We start from the raw sequence: 21,473 nt of genomic DNA on the forward strand, positions 1-21,473 counted from the left end.
GCTTTCGGCTCCAGGCTGTACAGGCTGCGCAGGCCGTTCAGGCTGCGATTACTTGGGGTCCAGGGTGGTGCGTCCCCCAAGGTAGGGCCGCAGCATTTCCGGCACCCGCACCGAGCCGTCGGCCTGCTGGTGATTCTCCAGGATCGCGACGATCGTGCGCGGGACGGCGCACAGCGTGCCGTTCAGCGTCGAGAGCGGCTGCAACACCTTCTTGCCGTCGCGGTTGTCGCGCATCCGGATCGACAGGCGGCGCGCCTGGAACCCGTCGCAGTTCGACGCCGAGGTCAGCTCGCGGTACTTGCCCTGCGTCGGGATCCACGCCTCGCAGTCGAACTTGCGCGAGGCCGAGGAACCGAGGTCACCAGTGGCGACGTCGATCACCTGGAAGGGCAGCTCGAGGCCGGTCAGCCACTGCTTCTCCCACTCCAGGAGGCGCTGGTGCTCGTTCTGAGCGTCCGCCGGGTCGACGTACGAGAACATCTCGACCTTGTCGAACTGGTGCACGCGGAAGATGCCGCGGGTGTCCTTGCCGTACGTGCCCGCCTCGCGGCGGAAGCACGGCGAGAAGCCGGCGTAGCGCAGCGGCAGCTGGTCCGCCTCGAGGATCTCGTCCATGTGGTAGCCGGCGAGCGCGACCTCGGAGGTGCCGACCAGGTAGTAGTCGTCCTTCTCCAGGTGGTACACGTTGTCGGCGGCCTGGCCGAGGAAGCCCGTGCCCTCCATGGCGCGGGGGCGTACCAGGGCCGGGGTCAGCATCGGCGTGAAGCCGGCCTCGGTGGCCTGCGCGATCGCCGCGTTGACGAGCGCGAGCTCGAGGAGCGCGCCGACACCGGTCAGGTAGTAGAAGCGCGAGCCGGAGACCTTCGCGCCGCGCTCGACGTCGATGGCGCCGAGCGCCTCGCCGAGCTCCAGGTGGTCCTTGGGCTCGAAGCCCTCGGCGCCGAAGTCGCGGATCGTGCCGTGCGTCTCCAGGACGACGAAGTCCTCCTCGCCGCCGCGCGGGACGTCGGGATGCACGATGTTGCCCAGCTGGAGGGCGAGGCGGTGGGTCTCCTCCTCGGCCTCACGCTGCTCGGCCTCTGCGGCCTTGACGGCGGCGGAGAGCTCGCCCGCCTTCTTGAGGAGGTCCTGCTTCTCCTCGGGCGTGGCCTTGGGGATCAGCTTGCCGAGCGACTTCTGCTCGGAACGGAGTTCGTCGAAGCGGAGCCCGGACGACCTGCGCCGCTCATCGGCGGACAGGACTGAGTCGACAAGCGCGACGTCCTCTCCACGGGCGCGCTGGGAGGCGCGAACACGGTCGGGGTCCTCACGGAGCAGGCGAAGGTCAATCACCCCTCAAGGCTACCGTTGCCCGCTTCCGGCCCACGACCCGATATCCGTTGCACTCCCTTATGCCCTATTTGACAGGATATGAATTGAGGGCGGAGTGAGGCTGGAAAAGATCCACAAGAGGGGTGTCGGGGCGCGTCAAGGAAAGCTGCCACTTTCCCTTGAAAGGGGCAGATGCGGCACTTCGCCTTGACTCGATCCCCTTGTCGCGGGCGGCACTTGGGGGTCCGCTGTCCACAGCGACGCACGGTCCTGGAAAGTTATCCACAGGCTGTGAAAATGATCTGTGGATGCCGGAAGAGATCATTCCGAAAGCCACATGCGTAACGAAGAATTCCCCTCTCAAACTGCGCGCAAGCTCACTTTCGGGTGGAAATGCTTCACTCCAAAGAGTTGATCACGACAAATGCATGGACGAAGGGTGACCTGACGGTCTGTGGATGCATCTGGGCGCTGTGGGCCGATTTATCGACCAACCAGCACCTTCCTGTCGACTTGTCCCCAGGTCGAGAAGGAGGCCTGTGGATAACTTCTGTGGATGAAGAAAATCCGCTGGTAGGACCGGGTGTCCAGGCAAAAAGGAGCCGGATCCGACGGTGGACAACTTTTTCGGATCCGGCAGGGACTACGCCTGGCCAGGCCGGCTACGGCCGATGCGTGAGAACCGTTAGAACCGGCCGTCCTGGCAGCGCGCCAGCCAGTCCGACGCCGCCACGAACTCGCCGTCCGAGGTTCCCGAGCGCGGCGGGCGCACGTCCTCGACGGCGACCCCCGCCCGCGGGTACGAGCCGAGGAAGCGCACCTCCGGGCACGCCCGCCTCAGCCCCATCAGCGCCTCCGCCACCCGGCGGTCCGCGATGTGCCCCTCCGCGTCGATCGCGAAGCAGTAGTCGCCGATGCCCGTGCCGGTGGGCCGCGACTGCAGCAGCACCAGGTTGACCCCGCGGATGGCGAACTCCTGGAGCAGCTCCATCAGCCCACCGGGGTGGTCCTCGCGCTGCCAGATGACGACCGAGGTCTTGTCCGCGCCGGTGGGCGCCGCGGGCCGGGCCGGCTTGCCGACCAGGACGAAGCGGGTCTGCGCGTTCTCCGCGTCGTGGATCTCGGTGACCAGCGGCACGAGCCCGTACTTCTCGGCCGCGAACTCGCCGGCGAACGCGGCGTCGTAGCGCCCCTCCTGTACGAGGCGCGCGCCGTCGGCGTTCGACGCCGCGGACTCCCAGGTCACGTCCTCGGCCAGGTGGGCCTTCATCCAGTTGCGCACCTGCGGCTGGGCGGCAGGGTGCGCGGTGACGGTCTTGATGTCGGTGATCGCGGTGCCGGGGCGGACGAGCAGCGCGAAGGTGATGTCGAGCAGCACCTCGCGGTAGATCATCAGCGGCTCGCCTGCGACCAGCTCGTCGAGGGTCGTGGTGATGCCGCCCTCGACGGAGTTCTCGATCGGTACGAACGCGGCCTCGGCCTCGCCGCTGCGGACGGCGTCGAGCGCCGCGGGCACGGACACCACGGGGACGAGTTCCCGGGTGGCCGTCTCCGGGAGCGTGCGCAGGGCGACTTCGGTGAAGGTGCCCTCGGGGCCGAGATACGCGTAGCTGGCTGGCATGGGCTCACCCTAATGCGCCGTACGGGGCCGGGCTCACGGATGCGTCAGGAGCCACCCCACCCGGCGACAGCACCTGCGGCCCCGGCTGTCCCTCCAGCTATCCCTCCAGCAAGGCCTGCCCCACGTAGCCGCCCTTCTCGGCGCCGCCCGGTACCGCGAAGAGCCCGCTCGCCTCGTGCCGGATGAACTTCGACAGGGCGTCGCCCCGGTCGAGCTTGCGCTGCACCGGCACGAAGCCGCGCAGCGGGTCCGCCTGCCAGCAGATGAAGAGCAGGCCCGCGTCCGGGGTGCCGTCCTCGTCGAAGCCGTCGTGGTACGAGAACGGGCGGCGCAGCAGTGCGGATCCGCCGTTCTGGTCGGGCCGGGTGATGCGGGCGTGCGCGTTGAGCGGGATGACGAGGTCGCCGTTCGCGTCCGTCTTCTCCAGGTCGGGCTCGGTGGTCTCCTTGCCGCCGGTCAGCGGGGCGCCGCTCGACTTCTTGCGCCCGATGACGTGCTCCTGCGCCGTCGTCGACAGCTTCTCCCAGTCGTCGAGGAGCATCCGGATCCGGCGTACGACGACGTACGAGCCGCCTCCCATCCAGGCGGGGGACTGCGCGGAACCGGAATCGGAACCGGAGCTCGAACCCGAACCCGGCACGAAGACGCGCTTGTTGAAGTCCGCGTCGGCGGGCTTGGGGTTGCCCGTGCCGTCTACCTGGCCCATCAGATTGCGGACCGTCATCGGGTGGGCGGTGGCCCCCGGCGAGCGGTTGAAGCCGTTCATCTGCCAGCGCAGCCTGGCGGTGCTGCCGGCGTCCTTCTGGATCGCCCGCAGCGCGTGGAAGGCGACGAGCGAGTCGTTGGCGCCGATCTGCACCCACAGGTCGCCGTTGCTGCGCGCCTTGTCGAGGTGGTCGGAGTAGAAGTCTGGCAGCGGGTCGAGGGCGGCGGGGCGCTGCTTCTGGAGTCCCGTACGGGAGAAGAAGCTGTGGCCGAAGCCGAAGGTGACCGTCAGCGAGGAGGGGCCCGCGTCCCGGGCCACGTCCGTGTCGTCCGAGGCCGAGGGCTCGCCCGCCATCAACCGCTCTGCCGTCGCCGACCAGCGGCGCAGCAGGGCCGCGGCCTCCTTGCGCCCCGCGCCCGCCGCCAGGTCGAACGCGACGAGGTGGCCGCGGGCCTGCATCGCGGTGGTGATGCCGGGCTGATGTTTCCCGTGAAACATCACCTCGTCCGCCCCGATCGAGGTCAACGTGGCTTGCTGCTCGGGGGAGTTCGAGGACGCGGCGGCGTACCCAGCGCCCGCACCGACGGCTCCGAGGGCGACGCCGGTGGCACCCGCCGTCCCGATCAGTCGGCGCCGCGAGATGCCCGCGGCCTGCGGGGTGGATCCGGTGCCGTTCTTGGTGTCAGCCGTGTCAGCCGTGTCAGCCGTGTCAGCCGTGCCGGCCGTGTCAGTCGTGTCAGCCATGGGGCAGGTCAGCCGATCTTCGCGTTCTTGTTGATGGTGATCTGGTCGATGTCCGACGTACGCACGGTCAGCGCGACCTTCCAGTCGCCTGCCACGGGGATCTGCACGCCGCTCGCCGTCCAGTGTCCCGTGGCGATGTGGTCGGGCAGGACAGGCAGTGGCCCGATCTTCTTCGCCTCCTGGGTGAGGGCGAGTTTCACCTCGGGGACGTCGAAGGCCTTGCCGTTCGGCCGCTCTATGTAGAGGTGTATTTCGTTGTTGCCGGTGCGTCCGGGGTCCATCTCCAGGAGGGCGGTGCCCTTGCCGTCCGCGCCGCCGGTGTCGAAGGGGATCTTCAGGGAGAGCGGCCCGGCCTGTGCCTGCGCGGCCGAGGTGGCGGACTTCGCCTCCTCCTCCGTGCGGCCTGGTTCGGTGGACGTCAGCACGGTGGTGACGGCCAGCAGCGCGACCGCGATGCCCGCCTCGACGAGCACCGAGCGGCGCAGCCCGAAGCGGTGCGGATCGGCGTCGCGCACCCGCTTCTCGCGCGCGCTCGCCATCGCGGCGCGCTGCCGGGCGAGTTGGGCGGCGCGCTCGGGGTCCGCGCCCTTCCCTCCGACGGCCACGGAGACGGGCTCCTTCTCCTCGGAGACCTCGGGGACCTGCTCCTGTGCCACCGGCGCGGCGTCCGCGGTCTCGGTGAGTCGCGCCGTCCACTTCCGGGAGATCCAGGCGACGCCGACGAGCACGGCGACGAGCCCGACCTTCACCATCAGCAACTGTCCGTACGACGTCCCGGTCAGCGCCGACCAGGAGCCGACCTGGCGCCACGACTGGTAGAGCCCGGTCGCGACGAGGACGAGGACGCTGCAGAAGGCGACCCGGGAGAAGCGGCGTACGGCCGAGCCCTCGATCGTCGGCACCCGGTACAGGGCGACGAGCAGCGTGGTCAGCCCGCCGAGCCAGGCGGCGACGGCCAGCAGGTGCAGTACGTCGACGGGCATCGCGAGGGCCGCCTGGATGCCGGTCGAGGCGTGCTCGGCCATGGCCCAGGTGGCGGCGAGCCCGGCCGCGACGACGGCGCCGCCGACGGAGAGCCCGAAGGTGAGATCGTTCCGTTCCTTCTCCCTCTCGCTCTCTTCGATCTCGCTCTTCTTTACGTAGGCGCCGAAGAGCACCGCGATGAAGAGGGCCGCCGCCGCGAGCAGCAGCAGCCGGGAGGTGAGCGCGGCGCCGGTCTTCGTCTGAAGGACCTGGCCGAGCAGCGCCATGTCGAAGATGTCGCCGAGCTTTCCCGACCCGGTGTACGAGCCCCGCATCAGCAGCATGACCAGGGTGGCGGCGGTGAGCGCGGTCCAGGAGCCGACCACGACGCGCTGTACCGGCTTGCTGCCCGCGCCGCGCCGCCAGCATCCGAGCACGAACGCGGCACCGCCCACCAGCAGCGCGAAGCCCGCGTACGAGACGTAGCGCGCGACGTCGTAGATCCCGCCGACGACTCCGCCGCCCGCGTTCTGGTCGGCGACCACCGCGGTCGTCTTGGAGGGCGCGCCGATGGAGAAGGTGTAGGCGCCGGCGACGGGGTGGCTGTCGGCGGAGACGACCTGGTAGGCGACGGTGAACGTGCCGTCGGGCAGGCCCGAGTGCAGTCCCACCGCGTAGGTCGTGCCGCCGGGGTGGGCGACCTTTCCGTCGTCGACGCGCTTGCCGGAGGGGTCGAGGACACGGACCGCGCCGTCGGAGATCGCGACGCTCTCGGAGAAGGTGAGCGACACCTTCTTCGGTGCCGTGTCGACCACCGCTCCCTGCTTGGGGTCGCTCCCGGTCAGCGCGGCGTGCGCGGACGCGGGAGCGGCGCAGGCCAGGAGTGCGCCGGTGACGGCGAGGAAGAGCAGCACCAGTTGCCAGGTGCGGGGAGCGATGGTCTTCACGTACAGGTCAGCCCCTTCAGTGCGAAGCGTGCGACGGGTTGTAGGTGGCGACCTTCACGGGGAAGGAGACCGTGACGGTCCCGGACTTGGCGAAGTGCAGCTGCACCGACACCTTGTCGCCCTCTGCGGGCTTGCGCTTCAGGTTCTCGAACATGAGGTGGTTGCCGCCGCGTTCGAAGTCGAGCTCGCCGTTCGCGGGCACGGCGAAGGACCTCTGCTCCTTCATCACACCGCCCTTGGTGCTGTGCAGGGTGACCTTCTGGGAAATCGCGCTGCTCACGGACGTGAGGGTGTCGGCGGCTCCCTTGTTGTGCACGGTGAAGAACCCGGCCGCCATGTCGCCGGAGGCGGGCGCCGGAAGGAACGCGCTCTCGACCTTCACGTCGGGCTTGTCGGCGGAGTCCTCGGAGCCGGAGCCGCAGGCGGTCAGGGCGAGCCCCGCCGCGAGCGTGAGGGCGCCGAGGGCGATGGGTGTGCGCCTCACGGCTTCTCCCCCTTGACGATCTTGGGGAGGTCCTTGGTGTAGTCGTCGACGGTGGCGTCCTCGCCGTACAGCACGTAACCGGCGTCGTTCTTCGGCGAGAAGGCGATGACCTGTGTGCCGTGCATCGACACGACCTTGCCGTTCTTGTCCTTCTGCGTCGGCTCGATGGAGATGCCGAGGGTGCGGGCGCCGCCCTGGATGGTGGCGAAGTCGCCGGTGAGGCCGGTGAAGTCGGGGTCCTGCGCCTTGAGCCACTTGCCGAGCACGGACGGGGTGTCGCGGTCCGGGTCGGTGGTGACGAAGACGACCTGGAGCTTGTCCTGCTCGGACTTGGGGAGCGACTTCTTGGCGACGGCGATGTTGCTCATCGTCAGCGGGCAGACGTCGGGGCAGTGCGTGTAGCCGAAGTAGATCAGCGTCGGCTTGTTCTTGGTCTGCTCGCGCAGGTCGAACTTCTTGCCGTGGGTGTCGGTGAGGACCAGATCCGGCTTCTTGAAGGGCTTGTCGAGGACCGTCGCGGCCTTCTTCGGACCGGCGTCGGAGGACACCTCGGCGACGGGCTTGCCGCTGTCGTCGCCGCTGCCGCAGGCGGACAGGGCGAAGCTCGCGACGGTGACGAGCCCGACCGCGGCCAGCAGGCTCTTCCTGTTGAACTTCGTGTTCTTGCGGGGGTTGCGCATAGAAAAATGTCCCAGATGTGAGGTGGCCGGCGGGTGCCGGGGTCGCCCACCGCGACCCCGGCACCCCCCGAGGGTGGCTCAGCTGTTGGTACGCCGACGGCCCGCCGTGACGCCGAACGCCACACCGGCGGCGCCGACGACGATGCCGACGATGCCGAGGGTGCGGGCGGTGGTGTCGCTGCCCGAGCCGGCATCCGTGGAGGCCGCGGCGGTCTCCTTCTCGCCGGTGTCGTCGGAGGCGCCTGCGGCACCGTGCCCGTCGTCCGAGGCGGCCGAGAGCTCAAGGGCGGGGGCCGGGAACTCCGGCTCCTCCTGGCCCTTCTGCTGCGGCTCGATCCAGCGCACGACCTCCTTGTTGTCGTAGGTCTGGAGCGCCTTGAAGACGAGCTGGTCGGTGTCGGTCGGCAGCTGGCCGATGGACACCGGGAACTTCTGGAAGTAGCCGGGCTGCACGCCCTCGTCCTTGCCGGAACCGGTCGCGGTCCAGGTGACCTTGGAGACGGCCTCGGTGATCTTCTCGCCGTGCATCTCCATCGGCTTGTCGAGCTTCGTCTTGGTGACGTCGGCCTTCCAGCCCGGCACGGGCTCGGGCATCACCGAGGCGAGCGGGTGCTCGGTCGGGAAGTTGATCTCGACCTTGGTCGTCGCGGCGTCGTCGCGCTCGTTGGGCACCTTGAAGTCGACGACGGCGTAGTCGCCCTTGGCGGCCTCGCCCTCCGGCTGCACGCTCACGTGCGCGAAGGCGGGGGCGGACAGGAGGACGACGGAGGAGACGGCGGCGGCACCGACGAGAGCGGCGCGGGACATCTTCTTCATGACAGGGAGAACTCCACGTTCAGCGGGATCCAGCGAAGGGTGAAGGGGCGCGACCGCGAAACACCGCACTACGTAGGCGGCGACAGAAGAAATAGCGGGTACGCGCGCGTGCCGCACGGCACGGCTCACCCCACGCAGTACGTGGTGGAGTACGCGTGCCGTTCAGGCAGCGAGAAGGAACGTGCCGGCCGTGGGCGGTCCGCGCCGGCTCACGGAGTGCTGAAGTGCCGCCGCCCGCAGGGCCGGTGGTTCGGCGAACCCGGCACGAGCGGCGCACGGCAGGGCGAGGGCATCCCGGAGCCCGGCTCTGAGGACGCGTACGAGGCCGAGGACGGCCCGCAGCGAACGCATGGGTGCCGCATGGGCGACGACGCTCTGCGCGGAGAGCCGCGAGAGCCGCACGATGCGGCTCAGGGCGAGATCCCCGTGGCGCAGCAGCCAGCCCGCGCCGGCCGCGGCGAGCAGGTGCCCGAGGAGCATCGGCAGGGACGGCAGCAGCGACATCGCGGAGTCCGCCGCGCCTGCCATGTGGTGGGTGTCGCCGGACGGCACGCGCGCGTTGTCGAGGATCCGCTGGGCCTGCGCCGGGCTGAGCGTCGACGCGCCCGCCCCGCACATGAGCCGCGCGGCCCGCTCGACCGCCGAGGGTTCGCCCGACGCGGCGGCCATGGTCATGGTGTGCTGCTGGCCGAGGCCGAAGAGGCTGTGCAGCGCGATCTGTCCGGCCCCCAGCGTGGCGGCGATGCCCGGCAGCGACCGCTCGCGTCCCGCCGGCGGCAGGGCCACACAGAAGACCGCGAGGAAGCCGAGCGACAGCGTCCACAGCGGGACGGTGGCCGTCGAACCGACGACGTGCCCCGCCGCGGACAGCATGACGCAGACCGCGGCGAACACCGCGGCCCTGAGCAGCCGGAGACCGGCCGCGCTGCGCGCCTGGCGCTCGTGGGGGGCAGACATGGCGGCCTCATCATCGCACTGGCTTCACACCCTCCATACAGCAGGTCCGCAAGGTCCCGAATCTCCCGTACACCGACGACCCCCGTATGCGCGTCGGCCGTATGGGCGTCATCACGTCAACTACGCGATTGCGCCGGGCCGCCGGTGGCAATACGTATCGGTATGTCGAGTCGCGGCCGGGAGGCGGGAGCATGAGCATCTGGTGGTCCCTCCAGCTACGGCGCGATGCCGCGAGCGTGCCGCTCGCCCGGCGCCTCCTCATGGGCACCATGGAGACCGCGGGCGTCGATCCCGATGTCTCCTACGATCTGTCGGTCGCGCTCAGTGAGGCGTGTGCGAACGCCGTGGAGCACGGCGGTGCGGCGACGAGCGAGGCGACGGACGCGTTCCGGGTCACCGCGTACCTGGACGGCGAGATGTGCCGCATCGAAGTGGCCGACGCCGGGCCCGGCTTCACCGCGGCGGGTGGTCGTGCGGCGGTGTCCATCCACCCGGCACCCGACTACGCGGAGCACGGCCGTGGCCTGTGCCTGATTCAGGAACTCGCCGACCACGTGCACTTCGTGAACAGACCTGGCAAGGGCGGCGCCGTGGTCAGCTTCGACAAGATCCTCAAGTGGCGGGAGGACGCGCCGCTGATGGCGGTGTGAGCGCGTTTTTTCGCAACAAGGAGCGCATTTACGCGACAAGGAGGGCCGCACCATCGGGTGCGGCCCTCCTTGTCGCGTTTTTCCGAGCTCAGCCCTTCAGGCGGGCCATCCACGCCTCGACCTCGTCCGCCGCGCGGGGCAGCCCGGCCGACAGGTTCTTGTTGCCGTCCTCGGTGACGAGGATGTCGTCCTCGATCCGCACGCCGATGCCGCGGTACTCCTGCGGCACCGTCAGGTCGTCGGCCTGGAAGTACAGACCGGGCTCGACGGTGAGGCACATGCCGGGCTCCAGCGTGCCGTTCACGTACGACTCGGTCCGCGCGACCGCGCAGTCGTGGACGTCCATGCCGAGCATGTGACCGGTGCCGTGCAGGGTCCAGCGGCGCTGGAGGCCCAGCTCCAGGACACGCTCGACCGGGCCCTCGACCAGGCCCCACTCGACGAGCTTCGTGGCGAGCACACGCTGCGCGGCGTCGTGGAAGTCCCGGAACTTGCCGCCCGGCTTGACGGCCGCGATACCGGCCTCCTGGGCCTCGTACACGGCGTCGTAGATCTTGCGCTGGAGCTCGCTGTACGTGCCGTTGATCGGCAGCGTGCGCGTGACGTCGGCGGTGTAGTACGTGTGCGTCTCCACACCGGCGTCGAGCAGCAGCAGGTCGCCGGAGCGGACCGCGCCGTCGTTGCGGACCCAGTGCAGCGTGCAGGCGTGCGGGCCCGCGGCGCAGATGGAGCCGTAGCCGATGTCGTTGCCCTCCACGCGCGCGCGCAGGAAGAACGTGCCTTCGATGTAGCGCTCCGAGGTGGCCTCGGCCTTGTCGAGCACCTTCACGACGTCCTCGAAGCCGTGCACGGTCGCGTCGACGGCCTTCTGCAGTTCGCCGATCTCGAACGCGTCCTTCACGACGCGCGCCTCGGAGAGGAAGACCTTCAGCTCGTCGTCGCGCTCGGCGGTGACCTTGTCGGCCAGGGCGGCCTCGACGCCGGCGTCGTAGCCGCGCACGACGCGCACAGGGCCTGTGGCCCCGGCCAGCCGCCCGGCCAGCTCGCGCACGTCGGAGGCGGGGATGCCGTAGTGCTTCTCGGCCTCGGTCAGGGAGTGGCGGCGGCCCACCCACAGCTCGCCCTGGCCGTCGAGCCAGAACTCGCCGTTCTCGCGGTTGGAGCGCGGCAGGAGGTAGATCGTGGCGTCGTGGCCCTCTGCCCTGGGCTCCAGGACGAGGACGCCGTCCTCGGTCTGGTTGCCGGTCAGGTACGCGTACTCGACGGAGGCGCGAAAGGCGTACTCCGTGTCGTTCGAGCGGGTCTTGAGGTTGCCCGCGGGCACCACGAGGCGCTCGCCGGGGAAGCGGGCGGACAGGGCGGCACGGCGGGCGGCGGTCTCGGCGGCCTGCGGACACGGCTGCAGGTCGTGCAGCTCGGTGTCGGCCCAGCCGGACTTCATGTTCTCGGCGAGCTCGTCGGAAACGCCCGGGTAGAGGCCGTTCTTGCGCTGCTTGATGGGCTCGTCAGCTTCCGGGGTCTCCGGGTTGAGCTCCTCCGACACAGTTCCTCCTGAATAGGGCAATGGACCCCCTCCATCGTACGAGCGTACGGAAGGGGGTCCAGGGCCGGAGGGCCTGTTGCACACAGCGTCTCGGAGGTCACTCGAAGCGCGCCGCGAGCAGCACCACGTCCTCCTCGCTCTCGGCCGTGTCGAGGCCGTCCGGGAGCACCGACCGCAGCACGTGGTCGGCGATCGCCCCGGGGTCGTCACGGATCGTCTTGGGCACGCCCGCGGCGGCCGCGTGCAGCCGGGCGAACGCGCGGTCCATGGGATCGCCGGTGCGGCGCAGGAGACCGTCCGTGTAGAGCAGCACGGTCTCGCCCGGCGCCGGCGTGATCTCCACGCTCGGCGCCTCCCAGCAGGCGAGCATCCCGAGCGGCGCGGAGAGCGTCGTCTCGGCGTACTCGGTGCGCCGCTCGCCGATCACCAGGGGCGGGCTGTGCCCGGCCCCGGCGAGGACGATCTTGCGCTGCGCGGGCTCGCAGTACGCGAACAGGGCGGTCGCGCTGCGCGCCGGCTCGGTCAGGCGCAACAGAAGTTCCAGGTCGGACAGGACCGCCACGGGGTCCTCCCCCTCCATGACGGCGTACGCCCGCAGAGAGGCGCGCAGCCGGCCCATCGCGGCGACCGCGCTCGCGCCGGAGCCGCTGACCGAGCCGACCGCGAGCCCGAGCGCCCCCTCGGGCAGCGGCAGCGCGTCGTACCAGTCGCCGCCGCCGCAGGGCCCTGTGCGGTGCCGCGCGGCGAGCTGCACTCCGGCGACGCGGGGCAGGCGCGGTGGCAGCAGCTCGTCGGCGACGGTGCGTGACCACGCGCGCGTGCGCTCCAGTTCCAGGAGGCGGGCGAGGTGCTCGGTGGCGTAGCGCGTGTACAGGCCGATGAGGTGGCGCTGGCGCTCGACGGGCTCGGCCGGCTCGTCGTAGAGCCAGACCGCGGCGCCGAGCCGGCCGGCCGCCTCGGTGGCGAGCGGCATCGTGTAACTCGCGGCGTAGCCCAGGCGCGCGGCGACCTCGCGGTGGCGCGGGTCGAGTGCGTCCTCCTCGAGCAGATCGGCGCGCGTCTCGGGCTCTGCGGACAGTCCGTCGAGGATCCGCCCGTACGAGGTCGCGCCGCGCGGCACCGTCTCGATGTGCCCGAGGTCGGGCCGGGAGAGGCCGAGGCCGATGGTGGTGTCGGGGCCCCGCCCGTCGCCCGGTTCCAGGACGACAAGTCCGCGCCGGGCGCCCACCAGGGCGGCTCCGGCGCGCAGCAGTTCGTGCAGTGCGTCCTCGAGTGCTGCCGTGCGGGCGAGGCGTTCCGTGAGTTCGTGCAGCGTCGTGAGATCGGAGACCCAGCCCGCGAGCCGGTCCTGGATCACGGCTCCGGGTGCCACGGCGGAGGGAGTGACCTGCGACACGGAGGGAGCGGGCGCGGCACTGGGGGCGGGAGGGGGAATCTGTCCAGGAGGGGAGTCGATTCCGGCCACTTTCGGCAGGCGTGGGGTTGTCATGGTTTCCGGCTTTCCGGCCGGTGCATATTGCTCATTAGCATCGCAAACCCCCATGTCATTCTGCGCCGCTAGCAATGCCTCCACATGTACACGGACTCGTTGGGGGATGTCCAGCATTGTCCCGTTGGGATTGCCCGGTGTCTGCCGTGGTCAAGCGGTATCCGCGGCAAAACGATCTCGGTTCTCATATGTGATCCCGTCCCGATCCCGAGCTGATCCCGATCGTTCGAAGATGGCCAAAAACTGCCTGGGGGAAGCGCCCATTGCGGTCGACTGGCATTGTTCAGCTGTGGTCGACAGAGCGTCATAGCGGCCGCGATGGGTACGTAGTCGGTGAAGACCAGGGGTAGTTGGGATCCGCCCGGAACCTGGTGACGGAACCGCGCGTCATAACCATCGGCGACCGTGTCCCATCCTCCCGTGGCGGAGGCGGCGAGAAATACGCGGGACGGCAAACGCCAGGCGCCGCCACCCCACGCCAGGCTTTTCAAGCACACAGCAGGCGCTCGGACTATAGGGGGGTTCCCCCTGCCTCAGGCCGGCGATCAAGGCTGGGGTGCGACGCTCCAACACGTACGCGTAGTGACTGATCGACACATGGTGTGATGTGGCCCATAGCGTTCTCTTCGGTCTACGGAAAGGAACGAGCGCTCATGCGCGAGATCCTCGGAAGGCGACGCAGGCTCCTGTCCAGGCGTGACAACGGGAAGTCTGACCTGATCAGCGCGGCCCTCACGTTCGCGACAGCGTGGCAGTGGCCGGTCCTGCCGGGCATAGGGCTCGAAGCGGGAGGCCGTCGTGACGGCGTCCGCTGCGCATGCCCCGACCCTGAATGCACGGTGCCAGGCGCGCATCCCTTCGACCCGGGGCTGCTCGCCGCGACGACCGATGAGCGCATGGTCTGCTGGTGGTGGACCAACCGCCCCGACGCGCCGATCGTGCTCGCCACTGGTGCCCCGTCCGGGGCCTCTGGGGGGCGCGCACCCTGTGCCGTGAGCCTCCCGGCCGTCGCGGGCGCCCGCGCGCTCGCCGCGCTCAACCGCAGGGACGTCCGGCTCGGCCCGGTCATCGCGACGCCGGAGCGGCTCGCGATCCTCGTGGCGCCGTACTCGTTGGAGCAGCTCGGCGAACTCTTGTACGCGCAGGACTTTGTGCCCGGTTCGCTGCGGTTCCACGGCGAGGGTGGATATCTCGCCCTGCCGCCGTCGATCTCCGGCGCGGGGCAGGTGTGTTGGGAGCGTGCGCCGCTGCCCGGCTCGGCGGCCCCGTGGGTGCCGGATGTGGAGGCCGTGGTCGGCACGTTGGTCGACGCCCTCACCCGTACGGGTGTGAGCGCGCCCGAGTTGTAGCGGAATCCGGCGCGCGGCGGGCCGGTGGGCAGGGCGTGCGCCGATATCTTCGGCGCATGCCTCCCGCGCCACGCCTCCCCCAGCTCCCGGACGAGATCGAGCGGGAGCGGCCGCGCACGCGGCTCCGGCTGTTCGGTCTGCTCGCCGTGGTGGTTCTGACAGCGGCGCTGCCGCTGGCGGGTGCGTCCGCGGGGCCGGTGGATGACGGGCCCACGCGGCAGGCCACCGCCGAGGCCAAGGCCACCGAGGCGGAGGCCAACGGGGACGACAGCGGGGACGCCAAGCCGGCTGAGCAGAAGACCGGTAAGCCCGGGAAGCCCTCCCTGCTGACCGGACTCGGCCTGGCCACCGAGGCCCACTGCGGTCCCCAACTATCCGCTCCGGACGGCATCGAGGCGCAGACCTGCGTGCTCGTCCAGGGCCACGAGACCTGGGCGCGTACCTATTACCGCAACGCGACGGGCTCGGGTCTGGCCGCCGTACTGACCCTGATGGCACCCGGCGGACGCACCGTGCAGCTGCACTGTGCCGTGGGCGCGGAGGACGAGCCGGGGATGTGCGAGACACCGCGGGGACCCACGCGGGGAGAGAGCGACCAGTACACGGCGGTGGCGGAGTACGCGAAGGGCGAGGAGGGCCCGCTGCTGCTGCGCTCCGGAAGCAACTCGGCGCCGTCGCACGGGGGTTGAGACCCGACGGGCGCGGAGCGCACATGGAAGCGCCCGGTTGCTGGCGACGGGGGATGCACCAGCAACCGGGCTACTTGAACGGTAACAAGAGATCGCCGGTTAGCAAATTCGATCTCTTCTATTCGGACATGGATTTACCTGCAACTACCGGGAGTTGTGACCCGGCTCACCTCGCGGTTCGGTGCGGTGTTCCCGTCCCGGTGGGCTGACTGGTCGGTCAGCCCACCCGAAGCTGTGAATCAGCTGAGCGTCACCTGTCGGTTGGTGAGCCCTCCGCGCGCGCGACGCTCGTCCGGGGTCAGCGGTGCGTCCGTGGCCAGTGCACCGGCCAGCCGCTCGGCGAACTCGGCAGCCGGCTTCTCGACGTCCTCCGCCCGCATCGGGCTGGGCAGGTCCCAGACCGGGACGGTCAGGCCGTGCGCCCGGAAGGAGCCCACCAGACGCGTGCCCTCGCCGAGCGACGACGTGCCCGCCGCGTGCAGCCGCGCCAGCGCGTCGAGCAGCTTCTCCTCCGCGTGCGGCATGACCCACCGGAGGTGGTTCTTCTCCGGCGTCTCGCACCAGTAGGCGCTGTCCACGCTGGACAGCTTCACCGTGGGGATCGCCGCCGCGTTGGCCCGCTCCAGGGAGGCGGCGACCTCGCCCGACGTGTTCTCCGAGTCCGGCACCCAGAATTCGAAGCCGGTGTGGACGGCGGGCTCGAAAGTGGCCTCGGTGGCGAGTACGTCCTGAAGACGCGGCCCGTCGGCCGGTGCGCGGCGCGTCTGCACCGGGTTGCCCGGCTCCGCGGCCAGCGCGCGCAGCAGAGTGTCGGCCAGGTCGCGGCTGATGTCCCCGGATGGCGTGTCGTTCTGCAGGCCGAGCAGGACCGAGCCGTCGTCGCGGCGCAGCGCCGGCCAGGCCATGGGCAGCACGGTGGCGAGGGTCACCGAGGGGACGCCATCGGGGAGGCCGTCCTTCAAGGTCAGCTCGGCCGTCGCGGCGGGGACCAGCTCGCGCAGCGCGACCCAGTCGCCCTCGCCCGGCAGGCCCTCGAAGGGGCGCTGTACCAACTCGGTCGCGGCGTGCGCGGCGACCCGGCCGTGGCAGGCCTTGTAGCGGCGACCGCTGCCGCAGGGGCAGGGTTCGCGGGCACCGACGACCGGGAAGTTCCCCTCAGCTCCTCCGGCACGGGCGCCATCGGTGACGTGCGGCTTGCCCTTGGACTGCGGGCGCTTTTTGGCCATCTTGGGTGTCTCCCGGATACGGCTCTCGTACGTACGGCGCGAGCCTAGCCGCTCGTACTGACAACAGGGGGATTCGCCCAACTGGCCGCGCCCGACCGGCTTTCAGCCCAGGTCGTCGAAAGCGTCCGGGAAGCCCAGGTCGGCCAGGTCCGCGACGGGCGGCGTGGCCACCCGCGAGGCGAAGTCGTCCCGGCGCTGCGCCATGGCCTCCGCGTGGACGTCCTTGTGGACGATCACCCAGACGGTGACCTCGCCGCGCATGCCGTCGCGTACGCCCCAGTCGTCGGCGAGCGCCGTGATGATGTTGAGCCCGCGGCCGCCGTGCGCCGTGATCGAGGGTGTGGCCGGAACCGGGCGGGTGGGCCCGCCGCCGTCCGTCACCTCGACCGCGAGGCAGCCACGGTCGTCGACCCGCCATGCGGCGCGTACGTCACCGTCGCCGGCCAGATCGTCGCCGAGCGGCCGGCCGTGCCGACACGCATTGCTGAGCAGTTCGGAAAGGATGAGAACCGCATCGTCGATCACCGTTTCCGGAACGTCACTGATGCGCAGCTGTTCACGCATGCGACGTCTTGCCGCGCCCACGCCCGCAGGGCCATGGGGTACGGCCATGCTCGACGACGCGGGCACCTCCTGTGCCACCACCAACGCCACCCCCGAGACCTCCTTTGCCCCACGCCACGGTGTGAATGCCCCAATGGACTGGACCGGAAACCGGCCATCCCGCTTCCGGTGACGCACTCGTGACGATCGAATACGTTCCGAACGCGCCGGGGCACACCCTGTGACGGTGTGGCGGAAAGGTGGCCGGATTCCGTCCCTGCTTCAGGTCCTGCCGAGCCGGCGCAGCACCGCCGCCGGGCGGTTGGTGATGATCGCGTCGACGCCCAGCTCCGCGCAGAGGTCGACATCCTCGTGCTCGTCCACCGTCCAGACATGGATCTGGTGACCCGCGCGCGCGAGTTTCTCGACGTACGCGGGGTGGTTGCGCACGATCCGGATGCTGGGCGCCGCGATGTGCACGCCCCTGGGGAGACGTCCTTCGCGGTGGCGGGGGGAGACGAACTGCATCAGGTAGACCGTCGGCAGCGTCGGAGAGGCCTCCTGGACACGCGACAAGGAGCGCGCGGAAAAGCTCATCACGCGTACGCGCGAGGGCTCGTCGGGTGCCGGGGCGTCCAGGCCGAACCGCTTGAGCAGGAGCAGCAGCCGCTCCTCCACCTGCCCCGCCCACCGCGTGGGGTGCTTGGTCTCGATCGCCAGCTCCACCGGGCGTCCCGCGTCGGTGACCAGTTCCAGCAGGCGCTCCAGTGTCAGGACGGAGGTGTCGGCCGCGCTGCCCGTCCATTCGGGGCCCTCGTCGCGGTCCTTCCAGGAGCCGAAGTCGAGGGCGGTGAGGTCCGACAGCTCCAGTGTGGAGACGGCTCCGCGGCCGTTCGACGTACGGTTGATGCGACGGTCGTGCACGCATACGAGATGACCGTCCGCCGTCAGCCGCACATCGCATTCGAGGGCGTCCGCGCCGTCCTCGATGGCCTTCTTGTAGGCGGCCAATGTGTGCTCGGGGGCGTCCTGAGAGGCACCGCGGTGGGCGACGACCTGGATGCGCTGCTGTTGTGCGAGGGTCACCGCGTCATGGTGCCACCGCGCGGCGGTCGGCCAGGAAAAATTCGGCCCAGCGGATGCGTCCGTTTTGCCGGACGTAAAGGATGTCAGGTGACGCACAGGAACGTCTTACGGTGGCCTGACGTCCCGTGGGAAAGGCTGACGACGTACAACAGCACAAGTGGACCGTGACAGGACCATGCCGGGACGGCCTCGCGCGCGACAGGTGCCGTCCCTGAGCATCCAGACAGGACGGATCGGCGACGCCAGCCGTGGATCGAGGAGAGAAAGCTGTGAGCACCGAGAACGAGGGCACTGAGGTTCCCCCGGCCCCGTCCGCACCTCCTGTGCCGGTGGACGCTCCCGCTGCTCCCGCGCCGGCTCCCCAGGGGGCCGCACCCGACTTTGCCGGCCAGGAGCCGAGGCCCGCCGACCACGGGGCGCCCGGAGTGCCCGCCGCGTCCGCGGCATCCTCCGGGGGCACCGCACAGGGTGCGGCAGGACCGGCCCACGGCGGCGACTGGCCGCCCCCACCGCCCGCCATGCCGGCCTACGGGTCGGGCGGTGGCGGCGGAGGCTGGGGCGCCTCTTACGAGCCGCCGCAGCCCAAGCCGGGCGGCCGGCGCGGCGGCCTGGTCGCCGGGATCATCGCGGCGGCACTGGTCGCGGGCGCGGTCGGCGGCGGCGTGGGCTACTGGGCGGCCGAGCGGGGCGACGGGTCGGACACCGGCTCGACCACCGTCTCCGCCTCCAACCCGGCCGACCTCAAGCGTGACAAGGGCACCATCGCGGGCGTGGCCGCCAAGGCGCTGCCCAGCACGGTCACCATCGAGGCCGAGGGCAACAGCGGCGAGGGCGGCACCGGCACGGGCTTCGTGTACGACAAGCAGGGCCACATCCTCACCAACAACCACGTGGTGGCGGAGGCCGCGGACGGCGGCAAGCTGTCGGCGACGTTCTCGAACGGCAAGAAGTACGCCGCCGAGGTGATCGGCCACGCGCAGGGCTACGACGTCGCGGTCATCAAGCTCAAGAACGCGCCGGACGACCTGAAGCCGCTCACTCTCGGCAACTCCGACAAGGTCGCGGTCGGCGACTCGGCCATCGCGATCGGCGCGCCCTTCGGCCTGTCGAACACGGTGACCACAGGAATCGTCTCCGCCAAGGACCGCCCGGTGGCGTCCAGTGACGGCACCGGCAGCAGCAAGGCCTCGTACATGAGCGCCCTGCAGACCGACGCGTCGATCAACCCGGGCAACTCCGGCGGCCCGCTGCTCGACGGCAACGGGCACGTGATCGGCATCAACTCCGCCATCCAGTCCGCCTCCAGTGGTGGCATGGGCGGCGGTTCGGGCCAGTCCGGCTCGATCGGTCTCGGCTTCGCCATTCCGATCAACCAGGCCAACATGGTCGCCCAGCAGCTCATCAAGACCGGGCAGCCGGTCTACCCGGTGATCGGGGCCTCCGTCTCCCTGGAGGAGGGCACCGGCGGCGCGAAGATCACCGAGCAGGGCGCGGGAGGCTCCGCGGCCGTCACGCCGAACGGTCCGGCGGACAAGGCGGGCCTCAAGCCCGGTGACGTCATCACGAAGCTCGACGACCAGCCCATCGACTCGGGACCGACGCTGATCGGCCAGATCTGGACGCACAAGCCGGGCGACTCCGTGAAGCTCACCTACACGCGCGACGGCAAGGAGCAGACGGCCGACGTGACCCTGGGCGAGCGCAAGGGCGACAGCTGACCGGACCCGCGACCCGACCCGCTACGCTGGTCCCGCGCCTCGACGGTCCTCAGGACCGCTGCGGCGCGGGGTGGGTTGCCCGAGCGGCCTAAGGGAACGGTCTTGAAAACCGTCGAGGCGAGAGCCTCCGTGGGTTCAAATCCCACACCCACCGCGCAGTTGAGCGAGCCCCCGACCCGGGATCAGGGTCGGGGGCTCGCCCCGTGTTCGGGAGGCCTCGGTAGAGGGCTTCGGAAGGGCTCTATGGGCCCGCCGTGAGGCGCGCCGCCGAGGCGATCGTGGAGCGGGCCTCGCGCTCCGTCAGGCCGGTGTGCACCGCCGCGTCCGTCAGGGCGTCCGCGAGGGTGTCGCCGACGCCGTTCTCGTACGCGCGGCAGGCCGCCCAGAAGAGGCGCGTGTTGCGCTGGCCCTCATGGGCGCTGAGAACGAACTGGACGAGGCCCGCACCGTGTTGACCGGGGCGGCCCGTCATGGGGTGGTGCGTGCGCGGCGAGGGCGTGAGCAGGCGCAGAAGCGCCGGTGGGCAGGGTGCGGGCGGCAGGTGCCCGGTGCCCGGGACCGCGCCGTAGACGCCGTACTCGGTGCGGGAGCCGGGCCCCACGAGGTAGCCGCCGGCGCCCCGGATGTCGATGCCGGGGGCGAGGCGGCCGGCGGAATTGGGCACCACGGCGTCCGGCGGCCCGGAGAGCCACAAGTGCCTGCCGCCGCTCGGTGTGGCCACGACCACCGTGTCGGGGATTGTGAAGAGATGCCGTAAGGCCAGCTCGCGCAGGGAGGCGGAGGCATCCGTACCGGACTTGGTGTCCAGGTCGACGCCGATGAGGTGGTGCGGGGCCAGGCCGCACGCGATGCCGTAGCCGGTGGCCCGGGGCGCGGCCGCGAAGAGCGCGCGGATGCGGCGCGGGTCGGTCGAGGCGTCGTACACGCCGTGCCCCGGGAGGCCGCATTCGCCGTGGCAGCGCGGGGTCGAGGGCGGGTCGCTGCGGTGCGGCGAGGGCAGCGCCGGGAGCTTGGTCCTGGCCAGGGGGATGACGGCGAGCCCGCGTTCGGCGGCGGACAGGGCGTGCGCGAGGGCCAGGGTCGCGAGGGACGGGTGGGGTGGGCAGTGGGGCGGATGCCGGTCCATGGTGGCCATGCCCTCATTTTCGTACGCATGTTCGAAGAAGGGAAGTGGGGTAGGTCGTCCGAGGGAAGCATTTACCAAAAATGTGCTGAAACGCTTCGTCGTTTGGGCCGCTTGGGCGGGGCTGGTCCAGAGGTGTGCCGTTCCGGCCTGAGCTGGGGTTTTCCGGGCGTGAAGAGGGTTTATCGACATGTCCTCACGCTTGCGAGCGAATCACGGCTTCCGGGGTGGTTCGCCGGGGATTCGGTGGGCAATTCTGATCTCGCGACGTCGTGAACATCGCCGAGGCGGTCGGCCAACTGCCTTGGTACATCCCGTACTTAATGGGTGGCCGGACCCCGTCCGAGCGCCCGGAGCGTACTTCGTTTCCTGGAGGAACAGACATGGCTTCCATCCGTACTGCCCGCGCCATCGCCGCCGTCGCCGCTCTGCCCCTTGCCGCAGCGCTCTTCTCCGGAGTGGCCATGGCCGACAACGGCTCCTTCGCGGACAACGGATCGAACGCGGGGGTGGCGACGGTCAGCGGCAGTGGTGTCGGTGACGACAACTTCGGCAACTCGTCGACCACGCAGCAGCAGGCCGTCGGCAACGGCGCCTCGAACCAGAACAACGAGGCTCAGGTGAACGGTTCGGGCTTCACGGCGATCGACCAGTCGAACGTCAACGTGAACTTCACCCAGCTCTGGTAACCCGCCGGCTCCTGCACGGCGGGGGTCTCGCGTGGGGTGCGTGACAGTCTGCGCGGCGGTGCTTCGGCGCCGCCGCGCAGGCGTTTTCGCGACTACGCGCGCGTGCTGGTGAGGCGTATGTGCGCGCGTGCCGGTGAGG

General features: G+C 70.4%; 19 protein-coding genes and 1 tRNA gene. 6 read left to right on the forward strand and 14 right to left on the reverse strand.

Annotation, left to right across the window (positions count from 1 at the left end; genetic code table 11):
• Positions 1-48 precede the first annotated feature (48 nt).
• From serS to ACFYWS_RS34590, 8 genes are all read right to left on the reverse strand, one after another.
• Positions 49-1,332: a serine--tRNA ligase gene (serS, locus tag ACFYWS_RS34555; RefSeq protein WP_389283014.1), complete on the reverse strand. Its 1,284-nt coding sequence runs from the start codon at positions 1,330-1,332 to the stop codon at positions 49-51.
• Between the two features lie 664 nt (positions 1,333-1,996).
• A complete protein-coding gene (gene pheA / locus ACFYWS_RS34560) occupies positions 1,997-2,932 on the reverse strand; it encodes a prephenate dehydratase (protein ID WP_389283016.1) in 936 nt (311 codons plus the stop codon).
• Positions 2,933-3,029: 97 nt separating this feature from the next.
• Positions 3,030-4,382, reverse strand: a complete 1,353-nt coding sequence (gene efeB, locus ACFYWS_RS34565; protein WP_389283018.1) for an iron uptake transporter deferrochelatase/peroxidase subunit — start codon at positions 4,380-4,382, stop codon at positions 3,030-3,032.
• An 8-nt stretch (positions 4,383-4,390) separates the two neighbouring features.
• Positions 4,391-6,292: a copper resistance CopC/CopD family protein gene (locus ACFYWS_RS34570; protein WP_389283019.1), complete on the reverse strand. Its 1,902-nt coding sequence runs from the start codon at positions 6,290-6,292 to the stop codon at positions 4,391-4,393.
• Between the two features lie 16 nt (positions 6,293-6,308).
• Positions 6,309-6,776: a copper chaperone PCu(A)C gene (locus ACFYWS_RS34575; RefSeq protein ID WP_389283020.1), complete on the reverse strand. Its 468-nt coding sequence runs from the start codon at positions 6,774-6,776 to the stop codon at positions 6,309-6,311.
• The gene (locus ACFYWS_RS34580; protein ID WP_389283022.1) at positions 6,773-7,456 is read right to left on the reverse strand and encodes an SCO family protein; all 684 of its coding nucleotides are present in this window, start codon (positions 7,454-7,456) and stop codon (positions 6,773-6,775) included. The genes ACFYWS_RS34575 and ACFYWS_RS34580 overlap by 4 nt, the downstream gene beginning before the upstream one ends.
• Positions 7,457-7,534: 78 nt before the next feature.
• Complete coding sequence (locus ACFYWS_RS34585) at positions 7,535-8,272, reverse strand: YcnI family protein (RefSeq protein WP_389283024.1); 738 nt, start codon at positions 8,270-8,272, stop codon at positions 7,535-7,537.
• Between the two features lie 162 nt (positions 8,273-8,434).
• Positions 8,435-9,229: a hypothetical protein gene (locus tag ACFYWS_RS34590; protein WP_389283026.1), complete on the reverse strand. Its 795-nt coding sequence runs from the start codon at positions 9,227-9,229 to the stop codon at positions 8,435-8,437.
• Between the two features lie 191 nt (positions 9,230-9,420).
• Here ACFYWS_RS34590 and ACFYWS_RS34595 point away from each other — a divergent pair, with 191 nt between their 5' ends.
• Positions 9,421-9,879, forward strand: a complete 459-nt coding sequence (locus ACFYWS_RS34595) for an ATP-binding protein (protein ID WP_389283028.1) — start codon at positions 9,421-9,423, stop codon at positions 9,877-9,879.
• A gap of 88 nt (positions 9,880-9,967) precedes the next feature.
• Here the strand turns inward: ACFYWS_RS34595 and ACFYWS_RS34600 are convergent, their stop codons facing one another.
• Positions 9,968-11,422 (reverse strand): aminopeptidase P family protein, encoded by a 1,455-nt coding sequence (locus ACFYWS_RS34600; RefSeq protein ID WP_389283029.1) that lies wholly within the window; start codon positions 11,420-11,422, stop codon positions 9,968-9,970.
• Between the two features lie 97 nt (positions 11,423-11,519).
• On the reverse strand, positions 11,520-13,028 hold the full coding sequence (locus tag ACFYWS_RS34605; RefSeq protein WP_389283031.1) for a PP2C family protein-serine/threonine phosphatase: 1,509 nt from the start codon (positions 13,026-13,028) through the stop codon (positions 11,520-11,522).
• Positions 13,029-13,564: 536 nt separating this feature from the next.
• Between ACFYWS_RS34605 and ACFYWS_RS34610 the strand changes: the two genes are divergently transcribed.
• Positions 13,565-14,260 (forward strand): bifunctional DNA primase/polymerase, encoded by a 696-nt coding sequence (locus ACFYWS_RS34610; protein WP_389283033.1) that lies wholly within the window; start codon positions 13,565-13,567, stop codon positions 14,258-14,260.
• Positions 14,261-14,316: 56 nt separating this feature from the next.
• The gene (locus ACFYWS_RS34615) at positions 14,317-14,949 is read left to right on the forward strand and encodes a hypothetical protein (protein ID WP_389283034.1); all 633 of its coding nucleotides are present in this window, start codon (positions 14,317-14,319) and stop codon (positions 14,947-14,949) included.
• A 239-nt stretch (positions 14,950-15,188) separates the two neighbouring features.
• Here ACFYWS_RS34615 and ACFYWS_RS34620 read toward each other — a convergent pair whose 3' ends face one another.
• The 3 genes from ACFYWS_RS34620 to ACFYWS_RS34630 form a co-directional block, all read right to left on the reverse strand.
• Positions 15,189-16,175, reverse strand: a complete 987-nt coding sequence (locus ACFYWS_RS34620; protein ID WP_389283036.1) for a DUF5926 family protein — start codon at positions 16,173-16,175, stop codon at positions 15,189-15,191.
• Positions 16,176-16,277: 102 nt separating this feature from the next.
• A complete protein-coding gene (locus tag ACFYWS_RS34625; protein WP_389283038.1) occupies positions 16,278-16,916 on the reverse strand; it encodes an ATP-binding protein in 639 nt (212 codons plus the stop codon).
• 84 nt (positions 16,917-17,000) lie between these two features.
• Positions 17,001-17,804 (reverse strand): glycerophosphodiester phosphodiesterase, encoded by an 804-nt coding sequence (locus ACFYWS_RS34630; protein ID WP_389283040.1) that lies wholly within the window; start codon positions 17,802-17,804, stop codon positions 17,001-17,003.
• 269 nt (positions 17,805-18,073) lie between these two features.
• Here ACFYWS_RS34630 and ACFYWS_RS34635 point away from each other — a divergent pair, with 269 nt between their 5' ends.
• Positions 18,074-19,522, forward strand: coding sequence for a S1C family serine protease (locus ACFYWS_RS34635; RefSeq protein ID WP_389283041.1), 1,449 nt, complete (start codon positions 18,074-18,076; stop codon positions 19,520-19,522).
• A gap of 69 nt (positions 19,523-19,591) precedes the next feature.
• Positions 19,592-19,676: transfer RNA gene (locus tag ACFYWS_RS34640), tRNA-Ser, on the forward strand.
• 87 nt (positions 19,677-19,763) lie between these two features.
• Here the strand turns inward: ACFYWS_RS34640 and ACFYWS_RS34645 are convergent.
• Positions 19,764-20,657: a bifunctional DNA primase/polymerase gene (locus ACFYWS_RS34645; RefSeq protein ID WP_389283043.1), complete on the reverse strand. Its 894-nt coding sequence runs from the start codon at positions 20,655-20,657 to the stop codon at positions 19,764-19,766.
• Between the two features lie 371 nt (positions 20,658-21,028).
• On the opposite strand from ACFYWS_RS34645, the gene ACFYWS_RS34650 reads away from it, so the two are divergent.
• Entirely contained in the window at positions 21,029-21,334 is a 306-nt protein-coding gene (locus ACFYWS_RS34650; protein WP_389283045.1) for a hypothetical protein, read from the forward strand.
• Positions 21,335-21,473 lie beyond the last annotated feature (139 nt).

The organism is Streptomyces sp. NPDC002795 (genome assembly GCF_042888725.1).
Lineage (GTDB): Bacteria > Actinomycetota > Actinomycetes > Streptomycetales > Streptomycetaceae > Streptomyces.

What these genes read in the sequence shown, in the direction of transcription:
- ACFYWS_RS34615 (WP_389283034.1), top strand. Translation starts at nt 14,317, where the DNA reads ATGCCTCCCGCGCCACGCCTCCCCCAGCTCCCGGACGAGATCGAGCGG.
- ACFYWS_RS34620 (WP_389283036.1), bottom strand. Translation starts at nt 16,175, where the DNA reads ATGGCCAAAAAGCGCCCGCAGTCCAAGGGCAAGCCGCACGTCACCGAT.
- efeB (WP_389283018.1), bottom strand. Translation starts at nt 4,382, where the DNA reads ATGGCTGACACGACTGACACGGCCGGCACGGCTGACACGGCTGACACG.
- ACFYWS_RS34610 (WP_389283033.1), top strand. Translation starts at nt 13,565, where the DNA reads ATGCGCGAGATCCTCGGAAGGCGACGCAGGCTCCTGTCCAGGCGTGAC.
- ACFYWS_RS34580 (WP_389283022.1), bottom strand. Translation starts at nt 7,456, where the DNA reads ATGCGCAACCCCCGCAAGAACACGAAGTTCAACAGGAAGAGCCTGCTG.
- ACFYWS_RS34585 (WP_389283024.1), bottom strand. Translation starts at nt 8,272, where the DNA reads ATGAAGAAGATGTCCCGCGCCGCTCTCGTCGGTGCCGCCGCCGTCTCC.
- ACFYWS_RS34590 (WP_389283026.1), bottom strand. Translation starts at nt 9,229, where the DNA reads ATGTCTGCCCCCCACGAGCGCCAGGCGCGCAGCGCGGCCGGTCTCCGG.
- ACFYWS_RS34595 (WP_389283028.1), top strand. Translation starts at nt 9,421, where the DNA reads ATGAGCATCTGGTGGTCCCTCCAGCTACGGCGCGATGCCGCGAGCGTG.
- pheA (WP_389283016.1), bottom strand. Translation starts at nt 2,932, where the DNA reads ATGCCAGCCAGCTACGCGTATCTCGGCCCCGAGGGCACCTTCACCGAA.
- ACFYWS_RS34645 (WP_389283043.1), bottom strand. Translation starts at nt 20,657, where the DNA reads ATGGCCACCATGGACCGGCATCCGCCCCACTGCCCACCCCACCCGTCC.
- ACFYWS_RS34650 (WP_389283045.1), top strand. Translation starts at nt 21,029, where the DNA reads ATGGCTTCCATCCGTACTGCCCGCGCCATCGCCGCCGTCGCCGCTCTG.
- ACFYWS_RS34605 (WP_389283031.1), bottom strand. Translation starts at nt 13,028, where the DNA reads ATGCTGGACATCCCCCAACGAGTCCGTGTACATGTGGAGGCATTGCTA.